The organism is Erysipelothrix piscisicarius (assembly GCF_003931795.1).
Classification (GTDB): Bacteria; Bacillota_I; Bacilli_A; order Erysipelotrichales; family Erysipelotrichaceae; genus Erysipelothrix; species Erysipelothrix piscisicarius.
The window spans coordinates 963,447-989,541 of record NZ_CP034234.1; the positions used below are offsets into that span (position 1 = coordinate 963,447).

The following is a 26,095-nucleotide window of genomic DNA, read 5'->3' on the forward strand; positions in this document are numbered from 1 at the left end:
GTAGGACATGGATTTTAAATCAAATTATGTTCCAAAAGAAAGAAAAAGAGCGAACTACAAAATTGTAGTTCCTTTTATTCTATTAGTAGGGCTGCTAGTTTATGCTGTTTATGACCTTTATAAGCCTGCAAATCAAGAAATGGATCCTCATTTTTCGATATGTAAGACGGATTTTGTTCAAACACAAGAAATCCTTGCACATTTAGAACATCAACCGCCCATTGATTTGAATGATTATGGTATCTATGGACAAACGTTAGGATTGTATAATAAATCATACACAGTTCATGAACAAGATCCTTTTGATGGCAAAACTGTGTTTTTGAATAACCTTTGTAAAAATGAAGAAAGTGTCTATATGATGAACGTTGATTTGGACAATAAAATTCCAATGGAGATGCTTGAAGATGGTTTTTATCAAATTAAAATACTAGAAGGGCTCAAGCAGTTGTCACTTCGATCAGACAATAAAATTGATGACGTCTTTTATTCCGTATCCAAGGATGGCTATTCTAAAAAAATTCGAATTATCGCGGATAAGGATTTGTTTAATGACGATCAAGAAGTTATGAATGATAATTATGTATTTTTAGAGGTTTCATCAGTAGAAACACCGAAAGAAAATATTGATATCGTTATTGATCCAGCAGCATTTATTGAAGATGAGAATGGAAATATTGATTATGGTGGTCAACGCTCGGATCTAATCGAAAGTCAAGAAATGTATCGTACCGCTGAAGGAATCAAAACTCAGTTAGAGGCTAAGGGACTGACGGTAATGATTGCACGTGATGATAAGCTTCCGAAGTCATTAAATGGTCCGGATGGACGTCTAAAGACTGCTTACGATGTTGGTGCGAAGTATTATATTCAATTGCGTTTTCCGAACAGTCCATATGAAGGTGATAAGGGTGCAACGATTATGTACTCTAACTTTACCTCTAATAAGCTCGCTACAAATATTATGAAAAACATTATGAATACAACGTCCTTAAAACCATCGATTTGGTCTTCAGGGAGAAGTATGGATGGTGTGTATCATCCAGAACAAGTTGATGGGTATGATTCCATTGATTCTATACGTGAAGCAGGTGGTCGTTTTACTGGGGCGGGAAGTATGAATGAAACATATCTCGAATTAAATCAATTTGCGTCGTCTAGTAACAAGGGTATGCAATCGATTGTAATTGAATATGGGTTCATGAATGATGATGAAACATTTAAGACATGGAAACAAGAACATTCGAAAATTGTTGATGCAACGGTAGCAGGAATTCTTGCAGAATTAGGGTACTCAAAATAATTAGGTGAAAGTATATGTTAGTTCAAGTTAAAAGTGCATTTAAATCTTTTGGAAGTCAGGAGCTTTTTAGAGATTTAAATTTAATTATACAAGAGAATGAAAAAGTTGCGCTTATTGGAGCCAACGGTGTTGGGAAAACAACATTATTCAATGTTCTCTCAGGTAATGAAATTTTAGATAAAGGGAGTGTGTTTTGGAAGTCAGGTATCCGGACTGGATTTCTAGAGCAAATCCATATAACGCAAGATCAAGTGATCCTCAAAGATTTTTTCGCAGAGGCATACAGTGACATAACTCAACTTCAGGCTCAACTTCATGATTTAGAGCAAATTATGAAGACGGATCATAGTGAAAAGGTTCTAAAATCATATGACCGTATTCAAACTGAATTTTTAAGACGTGGTGTATACTCGATTGAGACAGAAGTTCATACGCTTCTTACAAAATTTAATTTTTCTGTAGAAGATTTGAATCGACCATTGAATACATTTTCCGGAGGTCAAATCACACGTTTAGCGTTCGTAAGACTCTTATTAAGCAAGCCAGATATTCTATTTCTTGATGAACCGACAAACCACCTCGATATTTCAACGATTGAATGGCTTGAAGGGTATCTTAATGCATACGATGGTTCTGTCGTTGTGGTATCGCACGACCGATTATTTTTAGATCGTGTATGTAATGTTGTTGTGGAGATTGAAGATTACATTGCGACACGATATTCGAGTAATTACTCAGGATATCAAGTTCTAAAAGAAAAAGATATTGAGCGTCATAATATTAAAGTTCGAAATCAACAAAAAGAAATTGAACGTATTGAATGTCTAATTGAAAAATTTAGATATAAAAAAAATAAAGCAGCTTTTGCTCAATCAAAGATTAAGTATCTCGAGCGTATTGATCGACTTGAGACAAAGGATTCGAAAACAAAAGAGTTTAAAGCAGAATTTAAATCCCAAGTAAGAGGTGGAAAGGATGTTTTAACCTTAAGTGATTTTGTTATTGGTTATGATAAACCTTTAACAACCGTGACACAAACCTTTACGAGGGGGCGTCGTTATGCAATTGTCGGTGATAATGGTACGGGAAAATCAACGCTTCTAAAATCTTTAGCGGGACGTTTAGAACCGCTCAGTGGTGACATTTTACTCGGACATCAAATTGAAATGGGATATTTTGACCAAAATCTTCTAGACTTTTCTATGGAAAAAACTGTTTTAGAAGAAGTATGGGATGACTTCCCTCAGTTAGATCATACAGAAATTCGGACTGCTTTAGGCCAATTTCTTTTTAAGGGTGAAGAGGTTTTTAAATCTGTTTCGGTTCTTTCTGGGGGTGAACGTGTTCGTTTGTCTTTAATTAAATTAATGCTCAGTCACGATAATCTTCTAGTTCTTGATGAACCAACCAATCATCTTGATATCCAAGGTAAAGAAGCACTGGAAAAATCATTAAGTCATTATGATGGTACTATGATTTTTGTTTCGCATGATCGGTATTTTATTGAAAAACTTGCGACGGATATATTGCTCTTAAAAGATGGTGTTCTTGAACACACAGAAAAGAGTATGAATGAGATTGTAAGTGAAAACAAACAAAAGTCCATGGAGCAAAAGGAATCGAACAAAAAAGAATATGTTAATCTAAAAAAATATAAAAATAGACAAAAGAAACTTGAAGAAGAACTGATTGAGTATTATGAAGATTTAGAAATCCATCGTGAACTTCGGTTCAATCCCGATTATTATCATGATTATGAAAAAATGAATGAATTAAATCAAACGATAGATGAAATTCATAATGAAATTAAGAACCGAGAAAATGAATGGGCTGAGGTTTCTGAAATCTTAGAAGAAAACGCTTAGAAATTGCTTTCTTATTTGGCTATTTTGATATTATTGTGTATAATAGGAATTGGTAAAAAATAAAGGAGTAGATTACTATATGGCTAAATGTTTAGTGGCTCAATCAGGTGGGCCAACATCAGTAATTAACGCTACTGTTGCAGGTATCGTTAAAGCAAACCAACTGAACCCAATTTATGATGTGGTTTTAGGTGGTCTTCACGGAATTGAGGGAATTCTTGAAGAAAAATTTGTGGATTTAACACACATGAGTGAAGACGAAAACAATGTTTTACGTCAAACACCTTCAAGTGCTTTAGGTTCATGTCGTTATAAGTTAAAACGCGAGAACGTTGCAGATTTCGAAAAATTGTTTACAATTTTAGAAAAACATGATATCCGTACAATGTTCTACGTTGGTGGAAACGACTCAATGGATACAGTGTATGCATTGTCACAATATGCAGAAGCAAATGGACATACAGAATTCCAGTTTGTTGGTTGTCCAAAAACTGTTGATAATGACCTTATGGTTATCGATCACTGTCCAGGATTTGCAAGTGCAGCGAAATTTATTGCTACAACTGCTTACCAAACATGGTTGGATAGTACAGTTTATACACGTCAAGATGTATTCATTCTTGAAACAATGGGACGCGATGCTGGTTGGTTAGCAGCAAGTGCATGTGTTTCAGGTGTTGTTGATATGGTAGTTCTTCCTGAACTAGCGTTCGATAAAGAAGCATTCTTGAAAACAGTTCAAAAACACATTGATGAAAAAAATAAATGCTATATCGTTGTAAGTGAAGGTGTTCGTTATGAAGATGGAACTTACTTAGCTGCTGGTGAATCAAAAAATGATACATTTGGCCATGCAGTTCTTGGTGGAGCAGGAAATGCTTTACGTGAAATGATTCTTGAAGCAGGTATTTCAGAACGAGCTAAAGTTCAAGATTTAAGTAACGCTCAACGTTCACACGCTACAGAACAATCAAAAGTAGATGTTGATGAGTCATTCAAACTTGGTATGTCAGCACACATGCGTTCAATGGAACCATCATTTACAGGTAAAATGGTAGCTCTTAAACGTGTTGAAGGTGTAGAAGAATACGATGTTGAATTCTTTGCAACAGATGCAAGCAATGTAGCAAACCATGTTAAGAACTTCCCAGTTGAGTGGATCTTACCAGAATTTGCAGGTATCACTCAAGAAGCACATGACTACATCGCACCTCTATTAGTAGGACGTCCAGTAGTTATGTTTGACGAAAAAGGTTTACCTCGTCAAGTAAAACCATTCTACATGCGTTAATTCAAAAGAGGAACTGACCTAGTTCCGTGGGACTAAAAAAAAACCTCTTGTATGAGAATTATTGTAAAATAGTTTAATATAGGAGGTTTTTATATGGGAACACGAACTATGCATAGCTATGAGACAAAGATGAAAGTTATAGAAATGAAATTGGCAGGCTACTCAAGCAGGTTTATTCAGACTGAACTTGGAATAAAAAATGTAACACAAGTCAAAACATGGTGGAGATGGTATCGAAATGGTGAACACTATCGATTTTCTCAACCTGTAGGCAAGCAATATACTTTTGAAAAGGGCCGGAAGGAGACACGGTCGAAGAAACACAAAGACTTAGAATTAAATCTTTGGAGCAACAAATTGAACTATTAAAAGTATTTGAAAGAGAAAGGATGTGGTTCCTGAAATAATCATCAAGCTCGTTGAAGAGTATCGCAACACTGTATCTCTTAAAGATATCTTGAATCTTTTGGGGACCTAAGTCAACGTATTACCGTTGGACTAAAAGAGCAACTAGAGTCTAATAATTATTCTGTCAATGAAGCATTAGTAATTGAACTTTGTAAAGAAAATAAATTTCGTTATGGATATCGAAAATAACTGCATTAATTCGAAAGAAAGAATTATCAATAAGAACACTGTTCAAAAGATAATGCAGAAACACCAATGTCAATGCCGTGTTAAGGTCAAACGGTATCGAAAAAACAAAAATCCGAAGATCATTATGCCCAATATCATTAATCGCGACTTTAAATCACTACGTCCTCTAGAGAAATTGGTGACAGATATCACTTACATCCCTTATGGCCATAAGATGCTCTATTTATCTACGATCATGGATTTATATAATGGTGAGATTATTGCGTCTACATTGAGTGACAGACAAAACCTAGAATGTGTGGTTGATACATTAAATCAACTTCCGGATATCGTTCAGCCATGTATTCTTCATTCTGATCAAGGGAGTGTCTATACATCAAAAGAGTATCAACTCAAAGTAAAAAATAAAAGCATTACCATGAGTATGTCCCGTAAGGGTACACCCGCTGATAATGCTCCTATCGAATCGTTTCATGCCTCGCTAAAGTGTGAAACATTCGAATTAAACCCAGAACTAAAGGGTTCTACTGAAATTGTATCACAAACTGTGATAAACTATTTAAAATATTACAATGAAAATCGAATACAAGAAAAGCTAGGATATCAATCTCCCGTAAATTATCGGTTAACTTCATCCTAACTTGGTTTTTTCTTTAGTCCCAAGGAACTAGGTCAGTTCCAGACTCCAAACGGAGTCTTTTTTCTTTATAATCAAGAACACATCGCGTAAGTTGTTGATTTAAAATCAATAAAGTGGTTAAATGTGGATATACATGCTAATAAAAAAACAATCACTACAAAGTGATTGTTGAAATTTTATTATGGCGGAGAAAGAGGGATTTGAACCCTCGCGAGCTTTCACTCCTATCGGTTTTCGAGACCGACCCCTTCAGCCTCTTGGGTATTTCTCCAACAATGTGTATTATACCAAGTTTTAATAAAAAAAGGAATATTTTATTGAAATTTATTTTTGATAGGAGTATTATAGGTTTTGTCTTTTTAAGGAGGGCAAATTATGGATGAACATATTCTTCGAATATTGAAAGCAAATCAAAGTGCAAAGCAGTTGGTTCATGAACATGAGTTGACGAATGAATTTGATCAAGAACACTTTGAAGAATTAAAAAAATCGATAGATAATGCGTTATCAGAAGTATTTGAACACGAATCTGCAAAGATTCGAGAAGAGTCTAATGCACGCTACGAACGCCTTAAGCCTATGTCAGATCATGAATATAACGAACGTGTCAAGGACTTGGACGAGCGGTTTAATGTAGCCAAAAAAGAATGGGAGCAAATTCTTTTTAAAAGAATTACTACATTAGATGGCAAGTGATTATGCAATGTCTACAAAGGCACGTTCGTTTTATAGTCAACATTTGACGGCTGCACACTATCGATCGATGCTAGAAATGCCTGATATTCCGGGAATTGCAAGTTTCTTGAAGAATGAAACACGATACGAGGATGTATTAGAAGGCATTAATGAAAAAGGGATTCACCGTGGTTTTTTTGAACAGCGTATTCGTTTAAAATCACATTTAGAGTTCTTAAGTCTTATGCGGTTTATTCAAACTAGTAAGCATCATTTTTATGAGTTCTATGTTCGCGAAGTCGAAATCTCGCAAATAATATTTATTCTGCATGCGATTGATGCAGGAACAAGTCATTTTGTAGAGGACTTTGTTGAAGATCTTAATCATCTTATGTCATTTGATGTATATGGTTTAGCGCAATGCACAACATTTGAAGCGGTTTATAAGTATTTAGAACATACGTCTTATAATAAACCACTCGCGTTCCTTACAGATAGTGTTGTTGATATTTCAAAGTGCGAAGATAGCTTAAAAATATTCTATAACCAACGTATGTTGGATCTAATTCGCCATGAACCAAACAACAAAGAATTACTCGAAGTTTTTCGAATTAATATTGAACTTGAAAATATTTCGAACGTTTACCGAATGAAAAAGTATTTTAATATGACATCGAATGAGATTCTAAAACGCGTTCATTATGAACCATACTATATCTCAGAAAATAGACTTCAAGATTGGATTTTTAACTGCGACGCAGACAGTTTTTTAGAAGCATTTAAAGAGACACCTTATGGTAAGTATGAGGATTTTGAAGGAGACCGTCACATCGAATATTACTTTGATATGATTCGTTATAGTATCATGAAACGAAAAATTCGTTTTTCAACAAATTCAGATGTGATTTTGTTCTCTTATATGTTTCTAGTGAAAATAGAAATCGAGAATATTATTGATGTTGTTGAGGGAGTTCGATACCAGATGAGCCCCGAAGAAATTGTTAAGTTGCTGATTATTTAGGAGGTGGTTTAGTGGCAATAGAAAAAATGAGACTTGTTATGGTATCAACGGAACCTGAAAATGTGTTATCGATGATTGACAATATTATGACTTGTCCAAACTTTCATCCTGAACTTGCGACGGAAGTTGTAAAGGATGGAGACGGTGGGTTGTTATATCCCAACGATCGAATTTATGACAGTTATCTTTCACGATGTGAGCGTATTATTACAGATTTACATTTAACGCTAAGTGATAACCATGATCGCAGTTATTCAGTGGAACAAATTGAAAATGCTCTACAAGAAGCTGAGCAACGATATAATACACTTCACCGACAAGAATCGTCTTTATCAAGTTTAAATGATGACGACAAAATAGCATTAAGTAAGTTGCGAGAGTATCCTTTAGATCAAGTAGAGGAGGGCTTTATCCGTGTACATTTCGGAAGAATTCCTACTAATTCATTATCTAAAATTACACTGCATAATGATGAACGATTTGTATTCACAGAATTGCATCGAACGAAGCAGTATGGTTGGATTGTTTGGATTTGTTTGGAAGAAGATGAAAATCATCTTGTCCCAATGTTTGAGACCTTATTTTTTGAACCGCTCGCGATACCGATTGGTGCGGATGATAGTTTAAGAAAAGAATGTGCCGATTTGTTAGAGAATATGTATGGATATATTAAAGAACAATCGATGAAAGAGGCATACTATAAATATATAACAATCTACAATCAAGAAGCGGTAATTGTTGGATTTATTCCAGAAACAAGACTTTCGGTTTTTGAGTCGTTATTTCCAAAAGAAATGAAGGTTTTAAACTTTGATGCATCAACGCAAGAAGGTTTATTACCGCCAACACGATTGAAGAATGGTTGGTTCTCTCGACCGTTTGAGACTTTTGTTGAAATGTACAGTTTGCCTAAATATGGCGAATTTGATCCAACTACATTTTTTGCAATAACATATTGCTTGCTGTTTGGGATTATGTTTGGCGATTTAGGTCAAGGGTTTGTAATCGCATTAGGCGGGTATTATTTATCTAAGAAAAAAGGGATTAAGCTTGGAGATGTTGCGGTCCGAATTGGAATGTTCTCCATGTTCTTTGGATTAATTTATGGTTCGTTTTTTGGAAACGAAGAAATTTTGAAACCAATTCTAGCGCCATTTGGATTACCGATTCATGTTACAAGTCCTGATTTCACGATGACGTTGCTCTTAACAACAGTCACACTTGGAGTTGTCTTGATTTTAATGTCAATAGTGCTCAATATCTTTTTATCGTTAAAGAAAAAAGATTTCACGAACGCAATTTACAGTCAAAACGGTATTGCGGGCTTGATGTTTTACGGGTTTATTATGGTGGCCGTCGCATTAAATTCTCAAGGAATCAATGCTGTCAATCCACTAACAATTTTCCTGTTTATTGTTTTACCGTTAGTCATGATTTTATTTAAAGAACCGTTATCGAATCTTATGAATAAAATGAGTGCTTCTCCCCATGAAGGTTGGGGTGGTTACTTAGTCGAAAGTTTCTTCGAATTATTTGAAGTTTTATTAAGTTTTATCGCCAACACGATGTCATTTCTTCGTGTTGGAGGGTTTGTCCTTTCACATGCTGGAATGATGAGTGTTGTTATGACTCTCAATGAGATGGCGGGAAATGCGGGTATTTTAATCTTAATATTCGGTAATATTTTCGTTATCGGTTTAGAAGGACTTATTGTGGGTATTCAAACATTACGTTTGGAATATTATGAAATGTTTAGTCGTTATTACGACGGTGGTGGAAAGCCATTTAAATCAGTTTACTAAGGAGGAAATATTTATGTCATTATCATTATTTGAAATTCTCGGACCAATGCTTTTAATTGGTCTTATCACGTTACCACTTATACCGGTATATAAGAAAAAAGTGGATCCACAAAATGCGAAGTTCCGAGTTTGGTTCCAAGTATCATGTTTCTTTGCAGCATTAATTGGTGTTGTTTTGATTAGTGGTTATACACATGCTGATGAAGCTGTCTCAAATGCGTTTCAAGGAAGTAATGCACAGGGAATGGCTTATTTAGCTGCTTCGATTGCTGTAGGCTGTTCTGTACTTGGTGCTGGATATGCTGTTGGTCAAGCGGCACCTGCTGCAATTGGTGCTATTTCTGAGAAGGGTGAAAACTTTGGTAAAGCAATGATTTTCGTTGCACTTGCTGAAGGGGTTGCGATTTATGGGCTCTTAATCGCTATTCTTATTATTAATAAATTATGAAAATGTATCTTATCAGTGACAACATCGATACCCAAATGGGACTACGTTTAGCTGGTATTGAGGGTGTGGTTGTTCACGAAAAAGAGGAACTTAAAAAAGAACTTGAAACTGCAATTCACAGTGCTGATATTGGAATTGTTTTACTTACAACTAAAATTTTCGATTTAGATCGTGAGTATATTCAAGATTTAAAATTAAATCTGTCGAGTCCTTTAATTGTTGAAATATCAGACCGACATAAATCTCATGAAGTTCAATCGATGCTTGATGAAACAATTTCTAAAATTATCGGAGAGGTGGTATAAATGGCTGGAGAAAAAGCTAAGGTTTCAAAAGAAATCGTTAATATTATTGATGAAGAAGCACGAAATTATACAGAAATGAGTCAACGTGCTCAAAAAGAAAAAGTAGATTCAGAACTTTCAGCATATAAAATTCAAGTTGAATATTCAATTAAATCACGTATTCGAAGTATTAAAGATCGCGAAGAAAAAAAACGCAGTCGCGTCGAATCGGAATTAAGATTCAGTGTGCAAAAGCGTCTTAGAATGCGTCGTCAAGAATTGCTTGATTCATTTGGAAATGAAATTAAGGAGAAAGTAGTTCATTTTCGAAAATCGGAGGACTATAAAAATTATCTCGATCAATGTCTTGATGGTTTAAATCTTGATCCAACACTGCCGGTAGTGATTTCGATTTGCAGAGAAGATCAGTTATTATTTGATGTAAAAAATGCAACAATCGAGTTTATTGAACTTGAACTTGGCGGGTTTTTATGTGAAGTTGGCAATGTTGTTTATGATTACACATTGGATTCTAGATTTAATGATGCAATGAAATATTTTGTTCAGGAAAGTCAATTATGGATATAGAGGTGATCAATATGAGTACAATTTATTGGATTAATGGTCCAATTATTAAGAGTCAAGATGTTGATAACTTCACAATGTCTGAGATGGTGTATGTTGGACATCAAAAATTATTAGGAGAAGTTATTGGAATCGATGATGATTTCGTGACCATTCAGGTTTATGAATCAACATCTTCTATGAAAGTTGGAGAACCCATTGAACATACGGGCCAATCCTTAAGTATTGAGTTAGGACCTGGACTTTTGGGTAGTATTTATGATGGTATTGGGCGTCCTCTCCAAGGATTGTCTGAAAAATATGGTTCCTATCTCGATGTGGGTCAAAGTATGCGTACATTGTCCGAAGATCGTGAGTGGCACGTGAATTTTTCCGTTTCAAAAGGTGATTTTGTTGAGTTAGGTCAGATTTACGCAACATTTGAAGAAACAGGTTCAATCGAGCATCGTTTGATGGCTACGACGGCTGGAATTATTGTATCGGAGTGTCAAGATGGACTTTATAAACTTGATGATACGCTGTTAACATTAGAAGATGGAACCGTGGTTACACTTTCTGTAATGTGGCCAATTCGCCATGAACGCCCTGTCGCGCGTCGTATTGATGCGAAGCAACCATTGATTACGGGACAACGAGTTATTGACACGTTGTTTCCAATTGTAAAGGGCGGTAGTGCCGCAATTCCAGGTGGTTTTGGCGCAGGTAAAACAATGCTTCAACATCAACTTGCAAAATGGTGTGATGCCGATATTATTGTCTATATTGGATGTGGCGAACGTGGGAATGAAATGGCTCAGGTTCTTGAAGAATTTTCAGAATTAATTGATCCAAAAACGGGACGTACGCTAATGGAACGAACCATTTTAATTGCAAATACATCTAACATGCCTGTAGCAGCGCGTGAGGCCTCTATCTATACGGGTATTACCTTTGCAGAGTATTACCGTGATATGGGCTATCATGTAGCCCTTATGGCTGATTCGACGTCACGCTGGGCAGAAGCATTGCGAGAGTTATCAGGACGCCTTGAAGAAATGCCAGCAGAAGAAGGATTTCCAGCTTATCTTGCATCAAGGTTAGCGGCCTTTTATGAAAGAAGTTCGTTTGTTGATACGCTCAATGGTGATGTGGGTTCAATTAGTATTATTGGTGCGATATCACCTCAAGGTGCTGATTTTTCGGAGCCTGTAACACAAAATACGCAACGTTTTATTGGTTGTTTCTGGGCTTTAGATAAAGCTTTAGCGTACATTCGTCATTTCCCATCTATAAACTATAATTTATCCTATAGTGAGTATCTTGTTCAATTAGATGGATGGTATGATCAACATATTGCACCTGAGTTTTTGGAGTATCGACAAATGATTCTATCTATTCTTAATGAAGAAACAAGTCTGATGGAGATTGTCAAATTAATTGGTCAGGATGTCTTGGCAGATAGACAAAAATTAACGCTTGAAATGGGACGTGTGATTCGTGTCGGATACCTACAACAAAATGCATTTCACGAGTACGACAGTTCTGTTTCGCTCCAAAAGCAATTTGAAATGTTGAAGCTCATTAACTATACATATCAACAATGCCAATTGGTGCTACATGATAAAAAACCTATGAACGCAATCACAAACACCCATATTTTTGATGAAATTGTGGGAATTAAATATGCCATTGATGAAGATTTATCAAAGTTTGATGCATACTATAAAAAAGTAGACGACGCACTTGCGTCCATTCAATAGGAGGAGATCGATATGAGTATATTATTTAAAGGATTATCGCGTATTAATGGTCCTCTAGTAGCAATTGAAGGTGTTAAAAACGCATCCTTTGATGAACTCGTGGAACTTGTAGATGATGACAATCATAGACGTCTTGGACGCATTATTGAATTGCAAGGTGAGCGAGCATTAATTCAAGTTTTTGAAAATACTGAGGGCATGTCGAAGAAAAACATGTTAACACGATTAACTGGAAAGCCTATTGAGATTGGTCTTTCTGAAGAAATATTAGGTCGAAGTTTTAGTGGCTCTGGAGTTCCAATCGACGGATTAGGACCCGTGTTTACTGAGAAATTCTCGGATATTAATGGACGAGTTATTAATCCTGTATCTAGAATTTATCCTCGAGATTATATTAATACAGGCGTTTCCGCTATGGACGGGTTAAACACACTTATTCGTGGACAAAAATTACCGATTTTCTCAGGGAGTGGGTTATCCCATAATGAGCTTGCTGCACAGATTGTTCGTCAAGCGAAGTTGCATGGAGATAGTAATGAAGATTTTGCTATTGTCTTTGCTGCGATGGGAGTAAAACATGATGTTGCGGCATTCTTTAAACAGACATTTATGGAACACGGTGTAATGGATCACGTAACCATGTTCTTAAACCTTGCCAATGATCCAATCATTGAGCGAATTTTAACACCACGATTTGCACTTACTGCGGCTGAATATCTTGCGTTTGAAAAAAATATGCATATTCTTGTTGTGATGACAGACATTACATCATATTGCGAAGCATTGCGTGAATATAGTTCTTCCAAAGAAGAAGTTCCAGGTCGAAAGGGATATCCAGGGTATCTCTATTCAGATCTTGCAAGCATGTATGAGCGAGCAGGATGTGTTGAAGGAAGTACTGGATCATTAACTCAAATTCCTATTTTAACAATGCCTAATGATGATATATCACACCCGATTGCGGACTGTACAGGTTATATTACAGAAGGTCAAATTGTACTGGATCGAGGCATGACGCAAAAAGGAATCTATCCACCCATAAACGTTTTACCGTCCCTCTCACGTCTAATGAAAGACGGGATTGGAGAGGGTTTAACTCGGGGCGATCATTCAAGTGTTTCGTCACAACTCTTTGCTGCCTATGCAAAAGTAATTGATGTTCGAAATTTAGCCTCAGTTATCGGGTTGGATGAACTTTCGAAAGCGGATCAAAAATACCTATCTTTCGGTAAGATTTTTGAAAACTATTTTGTTGGTCAAGGCGATGGAACAAACCGCGGTGTCGCTGAAACCTTAGATATTGGTTGGCATTTGTTATCATTGCTACCAATTCATGATCTTGACCGCCTTGATTCAAAATTACTTGAAGCGCATTATGATCATGCTGCTGCAGTGGTATATTTTAAAGAAAATAGCCCCGAACTTGTTGATGCAGTCTTGTTAGAAGGAATGCACTAACGTGTTAATTACTAAAGGAAATTTACTTGCATGTAAAGAGTCGTTACGATTAGCAAAGTTGGGCTACGAGCTAATGGATCGAAAACGAGTTATTCTCATGCAAGAGTTATCCAAAATGATGGATGACGTTAAAGAATTGCGTGATGTGATCGACGAAACTTACGATAAAGCATATCTTTCTTTACAACGTGCAAATGTTTCATTAGGTGTAATTGATCGCATTGCAAAATTAATGCCTGTTGAAGAAGAAATTAAAATAGTCTATCGATCTGTTATGGGGATTGAAATACCTAAAGTAACCATCGAGGAAAAGGAAGTTAAAATTCCATATGCGCTTAGTGTAAGTAATTCGAGACTTGATGAAGTTTTTTTGCAAATGCGTCAGGTTAAGCTCTATACCGCAAAACTAGCTGAACTGGACAACGGTATGTACCGACTTGCAAAAGCAATTGAGAAAAGTCGAAAACGAGCTAATGCACTTGAACAAATTGTTATTCCAGATCTTGAGATTAAAATCAAAACAATTTCAGATGCACTCGAAGAAAAAGAGCGTGAAGAATTTATTCGAATGAAATTAGTAAAAAAAATGTAATTGAGAAATGACAGACGGTTATCGTCTGTTTTTTTTATAACTAAGATAAAGCAGATGGCTGAAAAAGATATAATAAAAATTGGAAATTGCGTATAAGAGCAACTCTGTAATAGAGATGGAATGTTTGGAATGTGATTATTCCAATATTGAGCATCAAAGTTTCATACTAACTTTTACTAAAAACTTTGATTACGCTAGTAAAAAGTGCTAAAATGACAATGATGAATTAGGGAAAAAGGAGATTATTCTATGATTAAAGGTATTGCTGCTTCAGCAGGTGTTTCAGTATCAAAGGTTTTTAAACTTCAACATCCAGTTTTAGAAATTGAAAAACGTGATGCAAACGCCGAAGAGGAAATCAAAAAATTACAAGATGCTGTTCTTGCTACTCAAAAGGATATTACAGCGATTAAAGAAAATGCAGTTGGACGTCTTGCTGATGAAGAACTCGCAATTTTCGATGCTCACTTAATGGTTACTCAAGATCCAGAATTTGTGGGTCAGATTGAAGAGATGATCAAAAATGATGCTGTTAATGCAGAATTTGCAATTAACGAAATTGGTAATATGTTTATTGGTATGTTTGAAAGTATGGATGATCCTTACTTCCGTGAACGTGCTGCAGATATTAAAGATGTGACGTATCGTATGAAGTGTCATGCTTGTGGCTTAAACATTCCTGATTTAACAACAATTAGTGAAGAAGTTGTAATAGTTGCAGAAGATTTAACACCATCCGATACAGCACAATTGGACCGTAATTTTGTTAAAGGTTTTGCTACCGAAATCGGTGGACGTACATCTCACTCAGCAATTATGGCTCGTAGTTTAGAGATTCCAGCAGTTGTGGGTGCAGGAAGTCTTTTAGACCAATGTGAACATGGTGATGAAGTGATTCTTGATGCTTTAGAAGGGGTTATCATTTTTAAACCATCTGAAGAAGAAAAAGCTTCGTACTCTAAAAAAGCTGCAGAATATGCAGAACACCGTAAGAGTCTTCTAGCGTTAAAAGATGCTGAATCTGTATCAAAAGATGGACGTCACGTTGAACTTGCCGGAAATATTGGTACACCTAATGATGGAGAGGGTGTCGTTAATAATGGTGGAGAAGCTGTTGGACTTTATCGAACAGAATTCCTTTACATGGATGCTTCTGAATTACCAAATGAAGAAGAACAATTTGAAGCATACAAGACTGTTCTTGAAAACATGGCACCTGGTCGTGTAGTCGTTCGAACGCTTGATATTGGTGGAGATAAGGAATTATCATACCTTAAATTTCCACATGAGATGAATCCATTCTTAGGTTATCGAGCAATTCGTTTATGCCTTGACCGATTAGATATTTTCCGTGTTCAAATTCGTGCACTTCTTCGTGCAAGTGTTTATGGAAAATTAGCAATCATGTTCCCAATGATTGCAACAATTCAAGAATTCCGTGATGCTAAAGCGATTGTGGAAGAAGAAAAGAAAAACCTATCAAAAGAAGGTATTGCATATAGTGATGAGATTGAACTTGGAATGATGGTAGAAATTCCTGCAGCAGCGATGCTTGCAGATCAATTTGCTAAAGAAGCAGACTTCTTCAGTATCGGAACAAATGATTTAATCCAATACTCAATGGCTGCTGACCGTATGAATGAAAAAGTATCATACCTCTACCAACCATATAATCCTTCCATTTTACGTCTTGTAAAAATGACGATTGATGGTGCCCATAAAGAAGGTAAATGGTGTGGAATGTGTGGTGAAATGGCAGGGGATGAGAAGGCAATTCCTTTATTATTAGGACTTGGTCTTGATGAATTCTCGATGTCAGCCTCATCAATTTTAGAAGCACGTCGTATTATCCGTGATTTAAGTTACGAAGATATGAAAGAATTAACAGATAAAGCGCTAAACTGTGCAACAACAGAAGAAGTGCTTGAACTCTTGGATAATGCTATCCAATAATCAAATTTCTATTTTAAATAATCTTGATCAAAATATTTTTGAGATGATGTCTGCGGACAAATCAGGTCATGATTATTATCATATTAAGCGTGTTGTGAATCTCACTTCACGCTTAATTTCTGAAACGGATAATGAGTTCGTAATAAAATCAATTGCTTATTTACATGATGTGTTTGATGATAAAACATTGAAAACAGACAATCTCGAGTTATCACTACAAAATCTTTTTAAGAAATGGAATCTTGATTTTGAGGGCTTTGAGGATGAAATTATTCTCGGTGTATCTCAAATTGGATATAAAGGTGGATTTGGAGTTCAAAATAAAATTCGATCTGCACAAATCGTATCGGATGCGGATTATCTCGATGCAATGGGTGCTATTGGGATCGCGCGAACATTTTATTATGCTGGAAGTAAGGGGACACCGCTCTATGATCCGACACTAAAAAGTGTTGAGATCGATTCCTTATCAGCTTATCGCACATCAAAACGAAACGCGATTGAACATCTCGATGAAAAATTAGTCAAGCTCTATGATTTACTCGAGACAGAAAAAGCCAAACGTATAGGTAAAGCAAGGCATCAGCGTTTATTAGATTTTTACCAAGATTTTTACGATGAAATGAACGAATCGGAAATGTAAAAAAGACAGGAAACTGTCTTTTTTTAGAGTGCAAGAAAGAATCCAATACTAATAATTGGTACAAACGGGTAATGTTCTTCTAGGGATTGACGTCTCAGTATCAATGAACATAAGAAAAAAAACGCAACGAATCCCATATAATAGATGCCCATTATACTTTTTTGCATTCCAGAGTAGAAACAAAGGGCCTCGATGAGTAGGACATCTCCGTATCCTATACTAGCTCTAAATCGATAGCAAAGATAAAAAGGGAGTCCAAAAACAATCGAACTTATAAAGTTATCGATTGTGATGGGTATTGGACAGATGATTCGTAAAATGTAGATTAGGTAAATAAAACATTTTGGTATTTTAAGTAATTTAAAGTCAAAATAAGATAAGAGCACCAGGATGACGACTAATAATGTGTTCGTGGTTTCAATAACAATCCCCCCTTATTAGATAATCTTCATATCAAGGTAACCATAAAAAAAGAGCTTACGCTCTTATTTTGAAAAGATTGTGATTGAAGCAATAAAAGGAAGTTCACCGTGTTTGCATTGGCCATCTGCTTTCCAATTTCGATAATGACCACCGGTAATCTTTCCACGGATATGATAGATTGAATTGAAAGATTTGTGGACTTCTACGAGATGTTTTGTGGGGATGTAACCAATAAGAACAAGATCATCATCAGAAACACCTGCCATAACTTTAATATGAGTAAGTGTTTCTTTACGATTACGCTCCTTAACAAGACTGATTGAAGGAATGTCGTTGAAGATGGTTTCAAAGATATACTTATCCAGTAATTTATGATTTTTTATTTGATCATAGTTCATTTTGTATGCAACGGATTCTTTGAGGAGTCCTCGTGCATTCATTTTGTGTAATAATTGATAGATATTCTCTTGGTTTTCATCACTTCGCACAAGCGTTAAGGTAATTCTTGATGATTCGTCCGTTGGATTTGTGCTTTCCAGTGCTGGGTTAGACGCTTCTTTTGGTACGAAAGACGTAGCATTCTTCAGCGGATCATCAAAATTTGAAGGGTTGAAGATACGTGTTGAATTTGTTTCTTCAAATGCTTGCGAATTAGAATCGCTTGATTTATTTTTTTGATTGGTTAGAGCAATATCGAAATCTTCTTCATCTTGATTGTCGAATACGGGCTCTAAGGGCTCATCTTCTTCCTCATCATCGGTTAAGTCTTCATAATCCTGTCCCTTATGAATGGAGATTACAATAATACTTATGATTACGAAAAATAATGATGTACCACAAGCTAAAGCTGCATAGAGACGGTAACCTTCTTGATTCAGAATGTAAGCACCACCAAGACATCCGAGTCCAATTAAAATTAATAATGTTGGTAATATATTTCGTTTTTTCATCTAAACACCCTCTCTTTACGACTACATTAAGTGTAACCTATCCCTCTGTCAGAAGGCAAGTAAATAACCAATGTGTTTTCAAATAAAAACAGTAGATAATCTACTGTTTTTATTTATCTTCAAGCGATTTAATATCTTTTCGTAACTTCAAATATTGTAGTGAAAAGTATCCACTCATAAGAACTAATAATACAATTCCAATATACATAATCCATAAGTCAAACTCTGATGGATTAAAGCGTCCGTCTGCATTTCGTGTAACAAGGATAATAATTACAAGCAAAGGCACGATTACATAGGATCCAGTATCGGTTTTTTTGGATTTTAAAGCACTGAGAGAATTGAGTTTCGCATAGTCTTCATCTGATATCTTAATTATGTTGCGATCTTTTAAAAAGATGTATTTTTCATAAAGATAAAAGCCGATAAACACTACGACTGACACGATAACTGAAACGAGAAGGGATTGTCTTAATAATCCATAAGACAATACGAATCCAAGCAGAACCCAAAGATTTCGTCCTGTAATAATATTCATAATCTTCATTTCACGTTCAAGGATATGGTAACCTTCTTGTTTTCCCTTGATGACATAAAGTAAACGACGACGTTTATCTTTTAGCATGTCCATCTTAAATAATTCTTCATCTGTAAAATTCATAATTCGCTCCTACCTACAGTACACCATGATATTTTAAAGCATACATAATGCCGTCTTGATCAACGTCATGTGTAATAAAATCAGCGACTTCTTTTGCGGTATCACACGCATTTCCCAGTGCAACTGAATAATTCGCATTTTTTAAGAAATCCACATCATTGTCACCGTCTCCAAAACCTACATAACGTGTTACATTGAGGTGTTGGTTTAAGGTTCTTAATCCGTTGTATTTCCCACCCTGAGATGGGATTACTTCGAGATTTCCAAGTTGATCAAAAGCGGTGTTTTTATCACCGATAAGTCTATTATAATCATCTTTTGAGAGTGTGTCGATATCATAACTAATTAAATTATAGATTTTTTCATTTTGATAGGGCACAACAGGATACGCAGCAGGGATTCCAAAATGCTTCAAAGAATCCAATAAACGTTTATTGGCCTCACTTGTAAGCGTGTTTCGCGCTCCTTCTAAAAGCAAGGGTCCTTTATTAACTGCAATAAGATCATGTATAAATTCTGGTTCAAAATATATTTCAGAAATAACACGTTGCTCCGAATCTAAAATAAGCGAACCATTTGAAAGAACATAGCCATCCCATGGAAAGATATTATCGACTCCAGCCTCATGAATACCTAATAAACTCCGACCCGTACATAAAGCAACTAAGTATCCTTTTTCTTTTAACAGGTACAATGCATCAAGTGTACTTTGTGGAACTGTATGAGTGGTATTATCCAATAACGTTCCATCAACATCAAAATAGAATATTTCATTGTTTTTCATTTTATCACCTTAGATAGTATAGCATGAATGTGCTATGATACCCTTATGAATATTGAAATCAGTAGAAGTAAACGCAAGACGATGGCAATTTTAGTTCAAGATGGACGCGTTATCGTGAAGGCTCCCTATGGGACATCTGATACCGTAATCGAGTCGTTTGTTGCGCAAAAGACATCGTGGATTGAAAAACATTTACAAGCCTATGCACCCCTTGGATACCATCATAAGAGCATCGATCGGCTTCGTGTTTTTGGTGTGTACAAACACATAATATCGCTTGAAGGAAGCCCCTTTAAGATTATGGAGTCAGCAGATAGCATAGAAATTACGATTCCGCCTTCGCTGTCTGAATCCCGTATCAATCAAAGGGTGGATGATTATTTCAAAGAACAACTTGAATTACGATTAGATGCACTTGTGTGTTTGTATGCATGGCGATTGAAATTAAAAACGCCTCCCTATAAGGTGAGACGTTATAAACGCTTATATGGTCGCTGCAATCAAAATCACGAACTAGCGTTTAATACATATTTATATCATGAGAGCCTTCCATTTATTCATTACGTAGTCCTTCATGAATGTGCTCACATTATTGAATTTAATCATAGTGATCGATTTTATAACGTCATATCATCTATTATGCCAACTTATAAGGCGGTCATTCGTTCAAATAAGATAAGACCAACGTCTCATCTGGATCAATAAAGATGCTCTTTTGTGTCGAAATATTTACCAATCCAGGGTTTGCACCCGGGATTTTTTTTATATTTTTTGCTTGTGTGTAGTATACCTCAACACTGCTTCCATGTCGGGCCTTGGAATAATATGCTGCAAGATGTGCACAGAGACGAATCTTGGATTCATCCAATTCAGATGATTTAATGATGACATGAGCGCCAAATGTATTGGCAGCATGAAACCACATATCATCTTTTCGTGCGAGTTTAAAGGTTAAATAGTCGTTTTGAAGATTGTTTTTACCAATGAAGATTGTTGTTTCATCATCATAAACAATTGTTGAATAGTTCGGCTTTTTCTTTTTCTTTATGGTTTGTTTCCCGATTCGCTTTTGATTAATAATTCCAAGAGAAATTAGCTCGTCACTAATTTCTTGAGCATCCTCAACAGTGGCTTGCTCAGCTTGGGTTTGAAGTTGTTCAAAATAATGGATTCGTGCCTCTGTTTTATGAATTTGATCCTCAAGATAGAACAAACTGGTCTTTGCCTTTTGATAACGTTTAAAATAGCGCTTCGCATTGTCTTTGCCATTAAATCGTGGATCCAGTTCAATGGTCACATCATTGCCTTCGAAATCTTTTACGGTAATCTCACGGTGCCCGCTAGGTAAGGTGCTTGCGAAAGCAAAGAGGAGGTCACCTTTTTCTCTCAAATAATCACTGTCTTGTGCTTGATCATAATCATCATACAATTTAGGAAGTTTAATGCGACTACGTTTTAACTCGCGTTTGATTAGTTTTAAAAGATCTCCGGTATGGGCTTTAATGCGATCTTTCTGCTGTAAATCCTTAAAGTATAAGTCAAGACCTTCCATGATTGGCTCTTTTTTAAAATCCTGTTTTAGGTGGGTTAACTCAAGAATATGAAAACCACGTTCATACAAATAGATGTTTTGGGACTCAGATAAGCATCGAATGATTGCTTCTGGAGTTTGAGTTTTTAAACGGAATGTAATTTCACGTTCTAAAAGGGGAGAAATCCCATTAAATTGATTTTTTAATGCGTCTTCAGGATTATAAGAGGCAAGTTCCAAAAATGATTTCTTATCAAATTGAGGGGGATATTCATAGAGACCTCCGCTCACGATTGCTCGCGAAGCATTTTCAAAAGGCGCGATGCGCTTGAGTGCATCAATAATCACACCATCCTCATCGACAATGATAATGTTTGCATATTTCCCGAGAAGTTCGACTACGAGACGGTAAGGTCTTATCACTCCCATGTTGTCACGGTGCTCAATATGGATCTCGAGAACTCGATCAAAACCATATTGGGTAATTTGTGTAATAATACCGCCTTCGAGATGTTTTCGCATTAGGGTTAACAAATGTGTCTGATCGAGATTTGCAGTCGGTTTTTCTTTTGTCCATTGAACTCGACTAAACACAGGGTGTGTTGAGATAAACATATTCAATTTTTTACCTGCAAAACAATGAAGCATAAATTCATGATTCGAAGGTTGAGTAATTTTATTAATTTTAACAGGACAATCTTCATTCATCATCCTCACAATTCGATTTAACAGTACGCCATCTATAGCCATTTAATCTACCTCTCAATACTAATATTTAATATTATACCATTAAGTATGCATGGTTTATAAAATTGTTTGACTTGTTATGGTATAATAAGTAAAATTATTAAAAGGGATGGTGTTTATGAGACGAGGATTATTAATTATTTTTTCAGGTCCTAGTGGGGTAGGAAAAGGAACAGTTCGTAAATTGTTTTTTGATCGTGAAGAGTTGAACCTAGCGTTTTCTATTTCAATGACAACACGCAAACCACGAAATGGTGAAGTAGATGGACAAGACTACTATTTTGTTACTCAGGAGCGTTTTGATGAAGCACTCGCAAATAATGAGTTGCTTGAGCATGCTGAGTTTGTTGGGAATCATTATGGAACGTTGTTAGCGGAAGTGGACCGATTACGAGATTTAGGTAAAAATGTATTACTTGAAATTGAAGTTCAAGGTGCACTCCAAGTGATTGATCGAGTTCCAGATTCACTCAGTATTTTTTTAGTTCCGCCAAGTATGGAAGAACTCAAACGTCGCATTGAGGGAAGACAAACGGAATCCCAAGATGTCATTAATGAACGACTTGAAAAAGCAGCAAAGGAAATGGAATTAATGAATCATTACCGCTATGTAATTTGTAATGAGGATCCACAGAAAGCTGCAGACTCTGTTGCTTTAATTATTAAACGAAACATTGAAACAACTCTATAAGAGTTGTTTTCAGTCTATAGGAGGTGAAGTCATTGAAATACTTAGAGGTTTATATTGAAGAGAGTTTCTTAAATAATCAAACACTTACATACTCAAATAATGGTTTTAATGTCTCACCCGGTGTTAGGGTTATGGTTCGCGTTCGAAATCGCTTAATGGTTGCCTTTGTGCACTCTGTAAAAGAACCGTATGAAACAACATATAGAGTCGCGCCCATTGATTCAGTTTTGGATGATGTTCCGATTTTAAGTGAGGAGCTCTACGATCTTGCATCATGGATGAGTTATGAGTACATGACACCCATGATACGCTGCTTACAAACGATACTACCAAATAAATTAAAACCAAAGCGTTCTGCAGGTACGATTAAAACAGAACGTATTTTGACCGTTAAGTCTCAAAAAGATTGGTCAGTACTCACACCGAAACAACGTGCTTTTCTAAAGTACCTGCAAGAACATTCAACGCTCACATTAAAAGATGCGCGAGCATATTATTCCGACTATCGAAAACTCATTGATCGAGGTTTTGTGGAGGAATTTGAACGTGAAGTAGCTTATCAGCCTCAATTTGTGAATGCAAATTATCAAAACCTATTCTGACACAAGACCAAAGGAGTGCACTCCAAAAAATTGAATTTGGTGTGTCCCATACCTACTTATTACACGGTGTAACAGGAAGTGGCAAAACAGAAATATACCTTAATGCTGCTGCAAAGGTATTGAAAGATGATAAGCAAGTATTAATTATGGTGCCGGAAATTTCGCTCACACCTCAAATGATTGAAAGGGTTTCGAAACGATTTGGTGAAGATGTTGCGATTTACCATTCTGCATTAAACGATCAAGAAAAATATGAACAATATGTTAGGGTGCAAAAACAAGAAGTTAAAATTGTTGTCGGGACACGTTCTTCGATTTTTATGCCTTTTGATCATTTAGGGTTAATTGTCATGGATGAGGAACATGATTCAAGTTATAAACAAGATCAAATCCCGATGTATAATACTCGAGACATCGCCATCAAACGCAGTCAATATCATCAGTGCCCCTTAGTTTTAGGGAGTGCATCCCCAGCTTTGGAAAGTTATGCACGCGCCCTTAGGGGAAAGTATCAACTGTTAGAACTCAATGATCGCATCAATCATATGTTTCCCAGTGTTACGCTTGTTGATACGCGAACAGCGCTTTATGATAAACAGTCGCCTTATCTCACTCAAACACTTATAAATGGCATTCATAAACGGCTAAGTCAGGGAGAGCAAGTGATTTTGCTGCTTAATCGAAGAGGGTATAATACCCTTCTGAAAAACGCTAATACAGATGAGGTATTGCTTTGCGAACATTGTGATGTTGCTTTAAATTATCATAAAGATGACCAAACAATTCGCTGTCATATGTGCGGAGAAATCTACCACCAATTACCACTGGTTGATGGAAGACCACCCAAAATAATCGGAAGTGGTGTTGGAACACAACGCTTGGTTGAGGAGTTGGAAAGTATTTTTCCTCAAGCACGCATTGCGCGGATGGATGCTGATACGACTTCAAAGAAAAATGCGCATCAACGCATCCTCAATGATTTTATTGATCATCAATCGGATATTCTTGTAGGAACACAGATGATTGCTAAGGGATTGGATGTCGAAAATGTAACGTTAGTCGGAATCGTTAATGCCGATGCAACACTTGCGTACGCTGACTATCGCTCAGTTGAGTTGACCTTCAATATGTTGTTACAAGCTTCAGGCCGAAGTGGTAGGGGTCAGTACCGAGGGGAAGTCATAATTCAAACAAGTAATCCAGATCATTATGCAATTGTGTGTGCAGTAACCCAAAAATATAAACATTTTTTCAAACAAGAAATGGAATACCGAAAAATTGCGGGCTACCCACCTTACAATTACTTAATTTCACTTGTTTTTTTAGATGAGGATCCTTTGAAATCGTGGCAAGCTGCCGAAGATTTCCAAAAATTATTAAGTGACCAAAAATTTCAAATATTAGGTCCAACTGAACTTCGAAAGCTTCAACGAAAATATCGAACGCGCATGATCCTAAAAGGAAAAGATTTAGATTCAATGATTAACATCTGTAATCAAGCATTGCAGTTATACCGAAAAATTAATGGAACAGGAGTTGTCGTGGACGTTAATCCCATGACGTTAGAATAAGTATGAGAAGATTAGAGACTTATAAAGTACTAAGTGAAGTGTATTTCAAAGGCAGACACGCACACCTTGTGCTCAAAGAACTGGATTTGCCAGTGCAAGATCAAGCATTTGTGAGTGCTTTTGTTTACGCTACGCTGCAGAATAGCTTATTTTTAGATTATCAATACGAAGATTTGGTGGATGCAAAGTTGCCTAAAGAAGTACGCCTTGTAATTAAAATGGGATGTGCTCAATATTTCAAAATGGATAAAATCCCTGATTACGCATTAGTGAGCGAGACGGTTGATCTTTGTAAAACCATTGGGAAACACCGTTACGCTGGTGTTGTTAATGCGGTTTTGAAAAAAGTGATTGCACGTAATGAACGCCCTTTATTGGGCAATGACCTTGAAGTCGCATCGATTCAATACAGTATGCCACTTTGGATCATGAAACTTCTCTCAAAACAATACAGTGAATCGTTTTCAATAGACTATGCGAAGTACTGTCAGGCGATAAAGCCAACCTACGTTCGTTTTAACACTTTAAAACCAACAACTGATGATTTATCAAATTATATCCTAAAGGATAATGAAACCATACAAGCAAAGCCAGCACTGTTTAAAAGTGAATATTTACAAGAAGGTTATGTTCTTGTTCAAGATCGAAACAGTCAAGAAGTGGTGCGTTGGATGGATTTAGAACCTTCGTTATCGGTCCTTGATTGCTGTTGTGGTCCTGGAACGAAAACCGTTCAAATTGCTAATTATCTTGAAAATACAGGGTCAATTACAGGTGTTGAGCTTCATGAATCACGTGCGCAAGCAACAAAGTCTCTTTTAGAACGCTGTAATGTAATCAATACACAAGTTGTAACAAGTGATGTACTTGAATTTCAAACAAATCAAGAATATGATCGCATTCTTGTTGATGCACCTTGCTCAGGTTTAGGTGTTTTATCGCATAAGCATGACTTGCGCTATCATATATTTCCACAAGACTTGGATGAATTGGTTAAAATCCAACAAAAAATGTTAATTCATACGTCGCAATTCGTAAAAAAACAGGGACTTCTTGTCTATTCCACGTGCACCCTGAATCGAAAAGAAAATGAGAAACAAGTCCAAACATTCTTAGAAAATCACTCAAATTTTGAACTTGTTCAAGAAGTCACCCTTAACCCGGTTGAGACAAAGGGTGATGGGTTTTATATCGCCAAATTGAAGAGAACATGTTAATATAAATAAATAGAATAAGTGA

General features: G+C 36.2%; 24 protein-coding genes, 1 tRNA gene and 1 pseudogene. 20 read left to right on the forward strand and 6 right to left on the reverse strand.

Annotated elements, in window-relative coordinates; genetic code table 11:
• Positions 1-7: 7 nt before the first annotated feature.
• The 4 genes and pseudogenes from EEI45_RS04885 to EEI45_RS04900 all read left to right on the forward strand — a co-directional run bounded on the left by EEI45_RS04885 (position 8) and on the right by EEI45_RS04900 (position 5,696).
• Positions 8-1,303, forward strand: a complete 1,296-nt coding sequence (locus EEI45_RS04885; protein WP_125164351.1) for an N-acetylmuramoyl-L-alanine amidase — start codon at positions 8-10, stop codon at positions 1,301-1,303.
• Positions 1,304-1,317: 14 nt separating this feature from the next.
• Positions 1,318-3,168, forward strand: coding sequence for an ABC-F family ATP-binding cassette domain-containing protein (locus tag EEI45_RS04890; protein WP_125164352.1), 1,851 nt, complete (start codon positions 1,318-1,320; stop codon positions 3,166-3,168).
• 79 nt (positions 3,169-3,247) lie between these two features.
• Positions 3,248-4,459 carry a diphosphate--fructose-6-phosphate 1-phosphotransferase gene (locus EEI45_RS04895; RefSeq protein ID WP_125164353.1) on the forward strand — a complete coding sequence of 404 codons (1,212 nt, stop codon included), beginning with the start codon at positions 3,248-3,250 and terminating at the stop codon, positions 4,457-4,459.
• Positions 4,460-4,552: 93 nt separating this feature from the next.
• Positions 4,553-5,696 (forward strand): annotated as a pseudogene (locus EEI45_RS04900) (IS3 family transposase).
• A 182-nt stretch (positions 5,697-5,878) separates the two neighbouring features.
• Here EEI45_RS04900 and EEI45_RS04905 read toward each other — a convergent pair.
• A tRNA-Ser gene (locus EEI45_RS04905) sits at positions 5,879-5,967 on the reverse strand.
• A gap of 104 nt (positions 5,968-6,071) precedes the next feature.
• Between EEI45_RS04905 and EEI45_RS04910 the strand changes: the two genes are divergently transcribed.
• From EEI45_RS04910 to EEI45_RS04960, 11 genes are all read left to right on the forward strand, one after another.
• Positions 6,072-6,392, forward strand: coding sequence for a hypothetical protein (locus tag EEI45_RS04910; protein ID WP_125164354.1), 321 nt, complete (start codon positions 6,072-6,074; stop codon positions 6,390-6,392).
• 7 nt (positions 6,393-6,399) lie between these two features.
• The gene (locus EEI45_RS04915; RefSeq protein ID WP_228410219.1) at positions 6,400-7,392 is read left to right on the forward strand and encodes a V-type ATPase subunit; all 993 of its coding nucleotides are present in this window, start codon (positions 6,400-6,402) and stop codon (positions 7,390-7,392) included.
• A gap of 11 nt (positions 7,393-7,403) precedes the next feature.
• Entirely contained in the window at positions 7,404-9,194 is a 1,791-nt protein-coding gene (locus tag EEI45_RS04920) for a V-type ATP synthase subunit I (RefSeq protein ID WP_125164356.1), read from the forward strand.
• Positions 9,195-9,207: 13 nt separating this feature from the next.
• Entirely contained in the window at positions 9,208-9,642 is a 435-nt protein-coding gene (locus tag EEI45_RS04925; RefSeq protein ID WP_125164357.1) for an ATP synthase subunit C, read from the forward strand.
• The gene (locus EEI45_RS04930; protein WP_125164358.1) at positions 9,639-9,947 is read left to right on the forward strand and encodes a V-type ATP synthase subunit F; all 309 of its coding nucleotides are present in this window, start codon (positions 9,639-9,641) and stop codon (positions 9,945-9,947) included. Before EEI45_RS04925 ends, EEI45_RS04930 begins: the two co-directional genes overlap by 4 nt.
• Positions 9,948-10,514, forward strand: coding sequence for a V-type ATP synthase subunit E (locus tag EEI45_RS04935; protein ID WP_125164359.1), 567 nt, complete (start codon positions 9,948-9,950; stop codon positions 10,512-10,514).
• 11 nt (positions 10,515-10,525) lie between these two features.
• Complete coding sequence (locus EEI45_RS04940; protein WP_125164360.1) at positions 10,526-12,250, forward strand: V-type ATP synthase subunit A; 1,725 nt, start codon at positions 10,526-10,528, stop codon at positions 12,248-12,250.
• 12 nt (positions 12,251-12,262) lie between these two features.
• The gene (locus EEI45_RS04945) at positions 12,263-13,708 is read left to right on the forward strand and encodes a V-type ATP synthase subunit B (protein WP_125164361.1); all 1,446 of its coding nucleotides are present in this window, start codon (positions 12,263-12,265) and stop codon (positions 13,706-13,708) included.
• 1 nt (position 13,709) lies between these two features.
• Positions 13,710-14,300 carry a V-type ATP synthase subunit D gene (locus tag EEI45_RS04950; RefSeq protein WP_125164362.1) on the forward strand — a complete coding sequence of 197 codons (591 nt, stop codon included), beginning with the start codon at positions 13,710-13,712 and terminating at the stop codon, positions 14,298-14,300.
• Positions 14,301-14,549: 249 nt separating this feature from the next.
• On the forward strand, positions 14,550-16,253 hold the full coding sequence (gene ptsP, locus EEI45_RS04955) for a phosphoenolpyruvate--protein phosphotransferase (RefSeq protein ID WP_125164363.1): 1,704 nt from the start codon (positions 14,550-14,552) through the stop codon (positions 16,251-16,253).
• Complete coding sequence (locus tag EEI45_RS04960) at positions 16,225-16,896, forward strand: HD domain-containing protein (RefSeq protein WP_228410220.1); 672 nt, start codon at positions 16,225-16,227, stop codon at positions 16,894-16,896. The genes ptsP and EEI45_RS04960 overlap by 29 nt, the downstream gene beginning before the upstream one ends.
• Before the next feature lie 23 nt (positions 16,897-16,919).
• Here the strand turns inward: EEI45_RS04960 and EEI45_RS10075 are convergent, their stop codons facing one another.
• From EEI45_RS10075 to EEI45_RS04980, 4 genes are all read right to left on the reverse strand, one after another.
• Positions 16,920-17,324: a prepilin peptidase gene (locus EEI45_RS10075; protein WP_125164913.1), complete on the reverse strand. Its 405-nt coding sequence runs from the start codon at positions 17,322-17,324 to the stop codon at positions 16,920-16,922.
• Between the two features lie 57 nt (positions 17,325-17,381).
• Positions 17,382-18,269 carry a hypothetical protein gene (locus EEI45_RS04970; protein ID WP_125164364.1) on the reverse strand — a complete coding sequence of 296 codons (888 nt, stop codon included), beginning with the start codon at positions 18,267-18,269 and terminating at the stop codon, positions 17,382-17,384.
• A 109-nt stretch (positions 18,270-18,378) separates the two neighbouring features.
• Positions 18,379-18,930 carry a hypothetical protein gene (locus tag EEI45_RS04975; protein ID WP_125164365.1) on the reverse strand — a complete coding sequence of 184 codons (552 nt, stop codon included), beginning with the start codon at positions 18,928-18,930 and terminating at the stop codon, positions 18,379-18,381.
• A gap of 13 nt (positions 18,931-18,943) precedes the next feature.
• Positions 18,944-19,714, reverse strand: coding sequence for an HAD-IIB family hydrolase (locus EEI45_RS04980; protein WP_125164366.1), 771 nt, complete (start codon positions 19,712-19,714; stop codon positions 18,944-18,946).
• 45 nt (positions 19,715-19,759) lie between these two features.
• Between EEI45_RS04980 and EEI45_RS04985 the strand changes: the two genes are divergently transcribed.
• On the forward strand, positions 19,760-20,419 hold the full coding sequence (locus EEI45_RS04985; RefSeq protein ID WP_125164367.1) for a M48 family metallopeptidase: 660 nt from the start codon (positions 19,760-19,762) through the stop codon (positions 20,417-20,419).
• On the opposite strand, the gene EEI45_RS04990 is transcribed toward EEI45_RS04985, so the two are convergent.
• Positions 20,373-21,995 (reverse strand): Rqc2 family fibronectin-binding protein, encoded by a 1,623-nt coding sequence (locus EEI45_RS04990; RefSeq protein ID WP_125164368.1) that lies wholly within the window; start codon positions 21,993-21,995, stop codon positions 20,373-20,375. The genes EEI45_RS04985 and EEI45_RS04990 overlap by 47 nt on opposite strands.
• A gap of 115 nt (positions 21,996-22,110) precedes the next feature.
• Between EEI45_RS04990 and gmk the strand changes: the two genes are divergently transcribed.
• The 4 genes from gmk to EEI45_RS05005 are packed head-to-tail and all read left to right on the forward strand — an operon-like array spanning position 22,111 to position 26,073.
• Positions 22,111-22,683, forward strand: a complete 573-nt coding sequence (gmk, locus tag EEI45_RS04995) for a guanylate kinase (RefSeq protein ID WP_125164369.1) — start codon at positions 22,111-22,113, stop codon at positions 22,681-22,683.
• A gap of 32 nt (positions 22,684-22,715) precedes the next feature.
• Entirely contained in the window at positions 22,716-23,285 is a 570-nt protein-coding gene (locus EEI45_RS09265) for a primosomal protein N' family DNA-binding protein (RefSeq protein WP_228410221.1), read from the forward strand.
• A 41-nt stretch (positions 23,286-23,326) separates the two neighbouring features.
• The gene (gene priA, locus EEI45_RS05000) at positions 23,327-24,856 is read left to right on the forward strand and encodes a replication restart helicase PriA (protein WP_267128094.1); all 1,530 of its coding nucleotides are present in this window, start codon (positions 23,327-23,329) and stop codon (positions 24,854-24,856) included.
• A 2-nt stretch (positions 24,857-24,858) separates the two neighbouring features.
• Positions 24,859-26,073, forward strand: a complete 1,215-nt coding sequence (locus EEI45_RS05005) for a transcription antitermination factor NusB (RefSeq protein ID WP_125164370.1) — start codon at positions 24,859-24,861, stop codon at positions 26,071-26,073.
• The last annotated feature ends 22 nt before the right edge of the window (positions 26,074-26,095 follow it).

Excerpts from the sequence above, each read along its gene's own strand:
- EEI45_RS04885 (WP_125164351.1), top strand. The coding sequence starts at position 8 with ATGGATTTTAAATCAAATTATGTTCCAAAAGAAAGAAAAAGAGCGAAC.
- EEI45_RS04890 (WP_125164352.1), top strand. The coding sequence starts at position 1,318 with ATGTTAGTTCAAGTTAAAAGTGCATTTAAATCTTTTGGAAGTCAGGAG.
- EEI45_RS04895 (WP_125164353.1), top strand. The coding sequence starts at position 3,248 with ATGGCTAAATGTTTAGTGGCTCAATCAGGTGGGCCAACATCAGTAATT.
- EEI45_RS04910 (WP_125164354.1), top strand. The coding sequence starts at position 6,072 with ATGGATGAACATATTCTTCGAATATTGAAAGCAAATCAAAGTGCAAAG.
- EEI45_RS04915 (WP_228410219.1), top strand. The coding sequence starts at position 6,400 with ATGTCTACAAAGGCACGTTCGTTTTATAGTCAACATTTGACGGCTGCA.
- EEI45_RS04925 (WP_125164357.1), top strand. The coding sequence starts at position 9,208 with ATGTCATTATCATTATTTGAAATTCTCGGACCAATGCTTTTAATTGGT.
- EEI45_RS04930 (WP_125164358.1), top strand. The coding sequence starts at position 9,639 with ATGAAAATGTATCTTATCAGTGACAACATCGATACCCAAATGGGACTA.
- EEI45_RS04935 (WP_125164359.1), top strand. The coding sequence starts at position 9,948 with ATGGCTGGAGAAAAAGCTAAGGTTTCAAAAGAAATCGTTAATATTATT.
- EEI45_RS04940 (WP_125164360.1), top strand. The coding sequence starts at position 10,526 with ATGAGTACAATTTATTGGATTAATGGTCCAATTATTAAGAGTCAAGAT.
- EEI45_RS04945 (WP_125164361.1), top strand. The coding sequence starts at position 12,263 with ATGAGTATATTATTTAAAGGATTATCGCGTATTAATGGTCCTCTAGTA.
- ptsP (WP_125164363.1), top strand. The coding sequence starts at position 14,550 with ATGATTAAAGGTATTGCTGCTTCAGCAGGTGTTTCAGTATCAAAGGTT.
- EEI45_RS04970 (WP_125164364.1), bottom strand. The coding sequence starts at position 18,269 with ATGAAAAAACGAAATATATTACCAACATTATTAATTTTAATTGGACTC.
- EEI45_RS04975 (WP_125164365.1), bottom strand. The coding sequence starts at position 18,930 with ATGAATTTTACAGATGAAGAATTATTTAAGATGGACATGCTAAAAGAT.
- EEI45_RS04980 (WP_125164366.1), bottom strand. The coding sequence starts at position 19,714 with ATGAAAAACAATGAAATATTCTATTTTGATGTTGATGGAACGTTATTG.
- EEI45_RS04985 (WP_125164367.1), top strand. The coding sequence starts at position 19,760 with ATGAATATTGAAATCAGTAGAAGTAAACGCAAGACGATGGCAATTTTA.
- EEI45_RS04990 (WP_125164368.1), bottom strand. The coding sequence starts at position 21,995 with ATGGCTATAGATGGCGTACTGTTAAATCGAATTGTGAGGATGATGAAT.
- gmk (WP_125164369.1), top strand. The coding sequence starts at position 22,111 with ATGAGACGAGGATTATTAATTATTTTTTCAGGTCCTAGTGGGGTAGGA.
- EEI45_RS05005 (WP_125164370.1), top strand. The coding sequence starts at position 24,859 with ATGAGAAGATTAGAGACTTATAAAGTACTAAGTGAAGTGTATTTCAAA.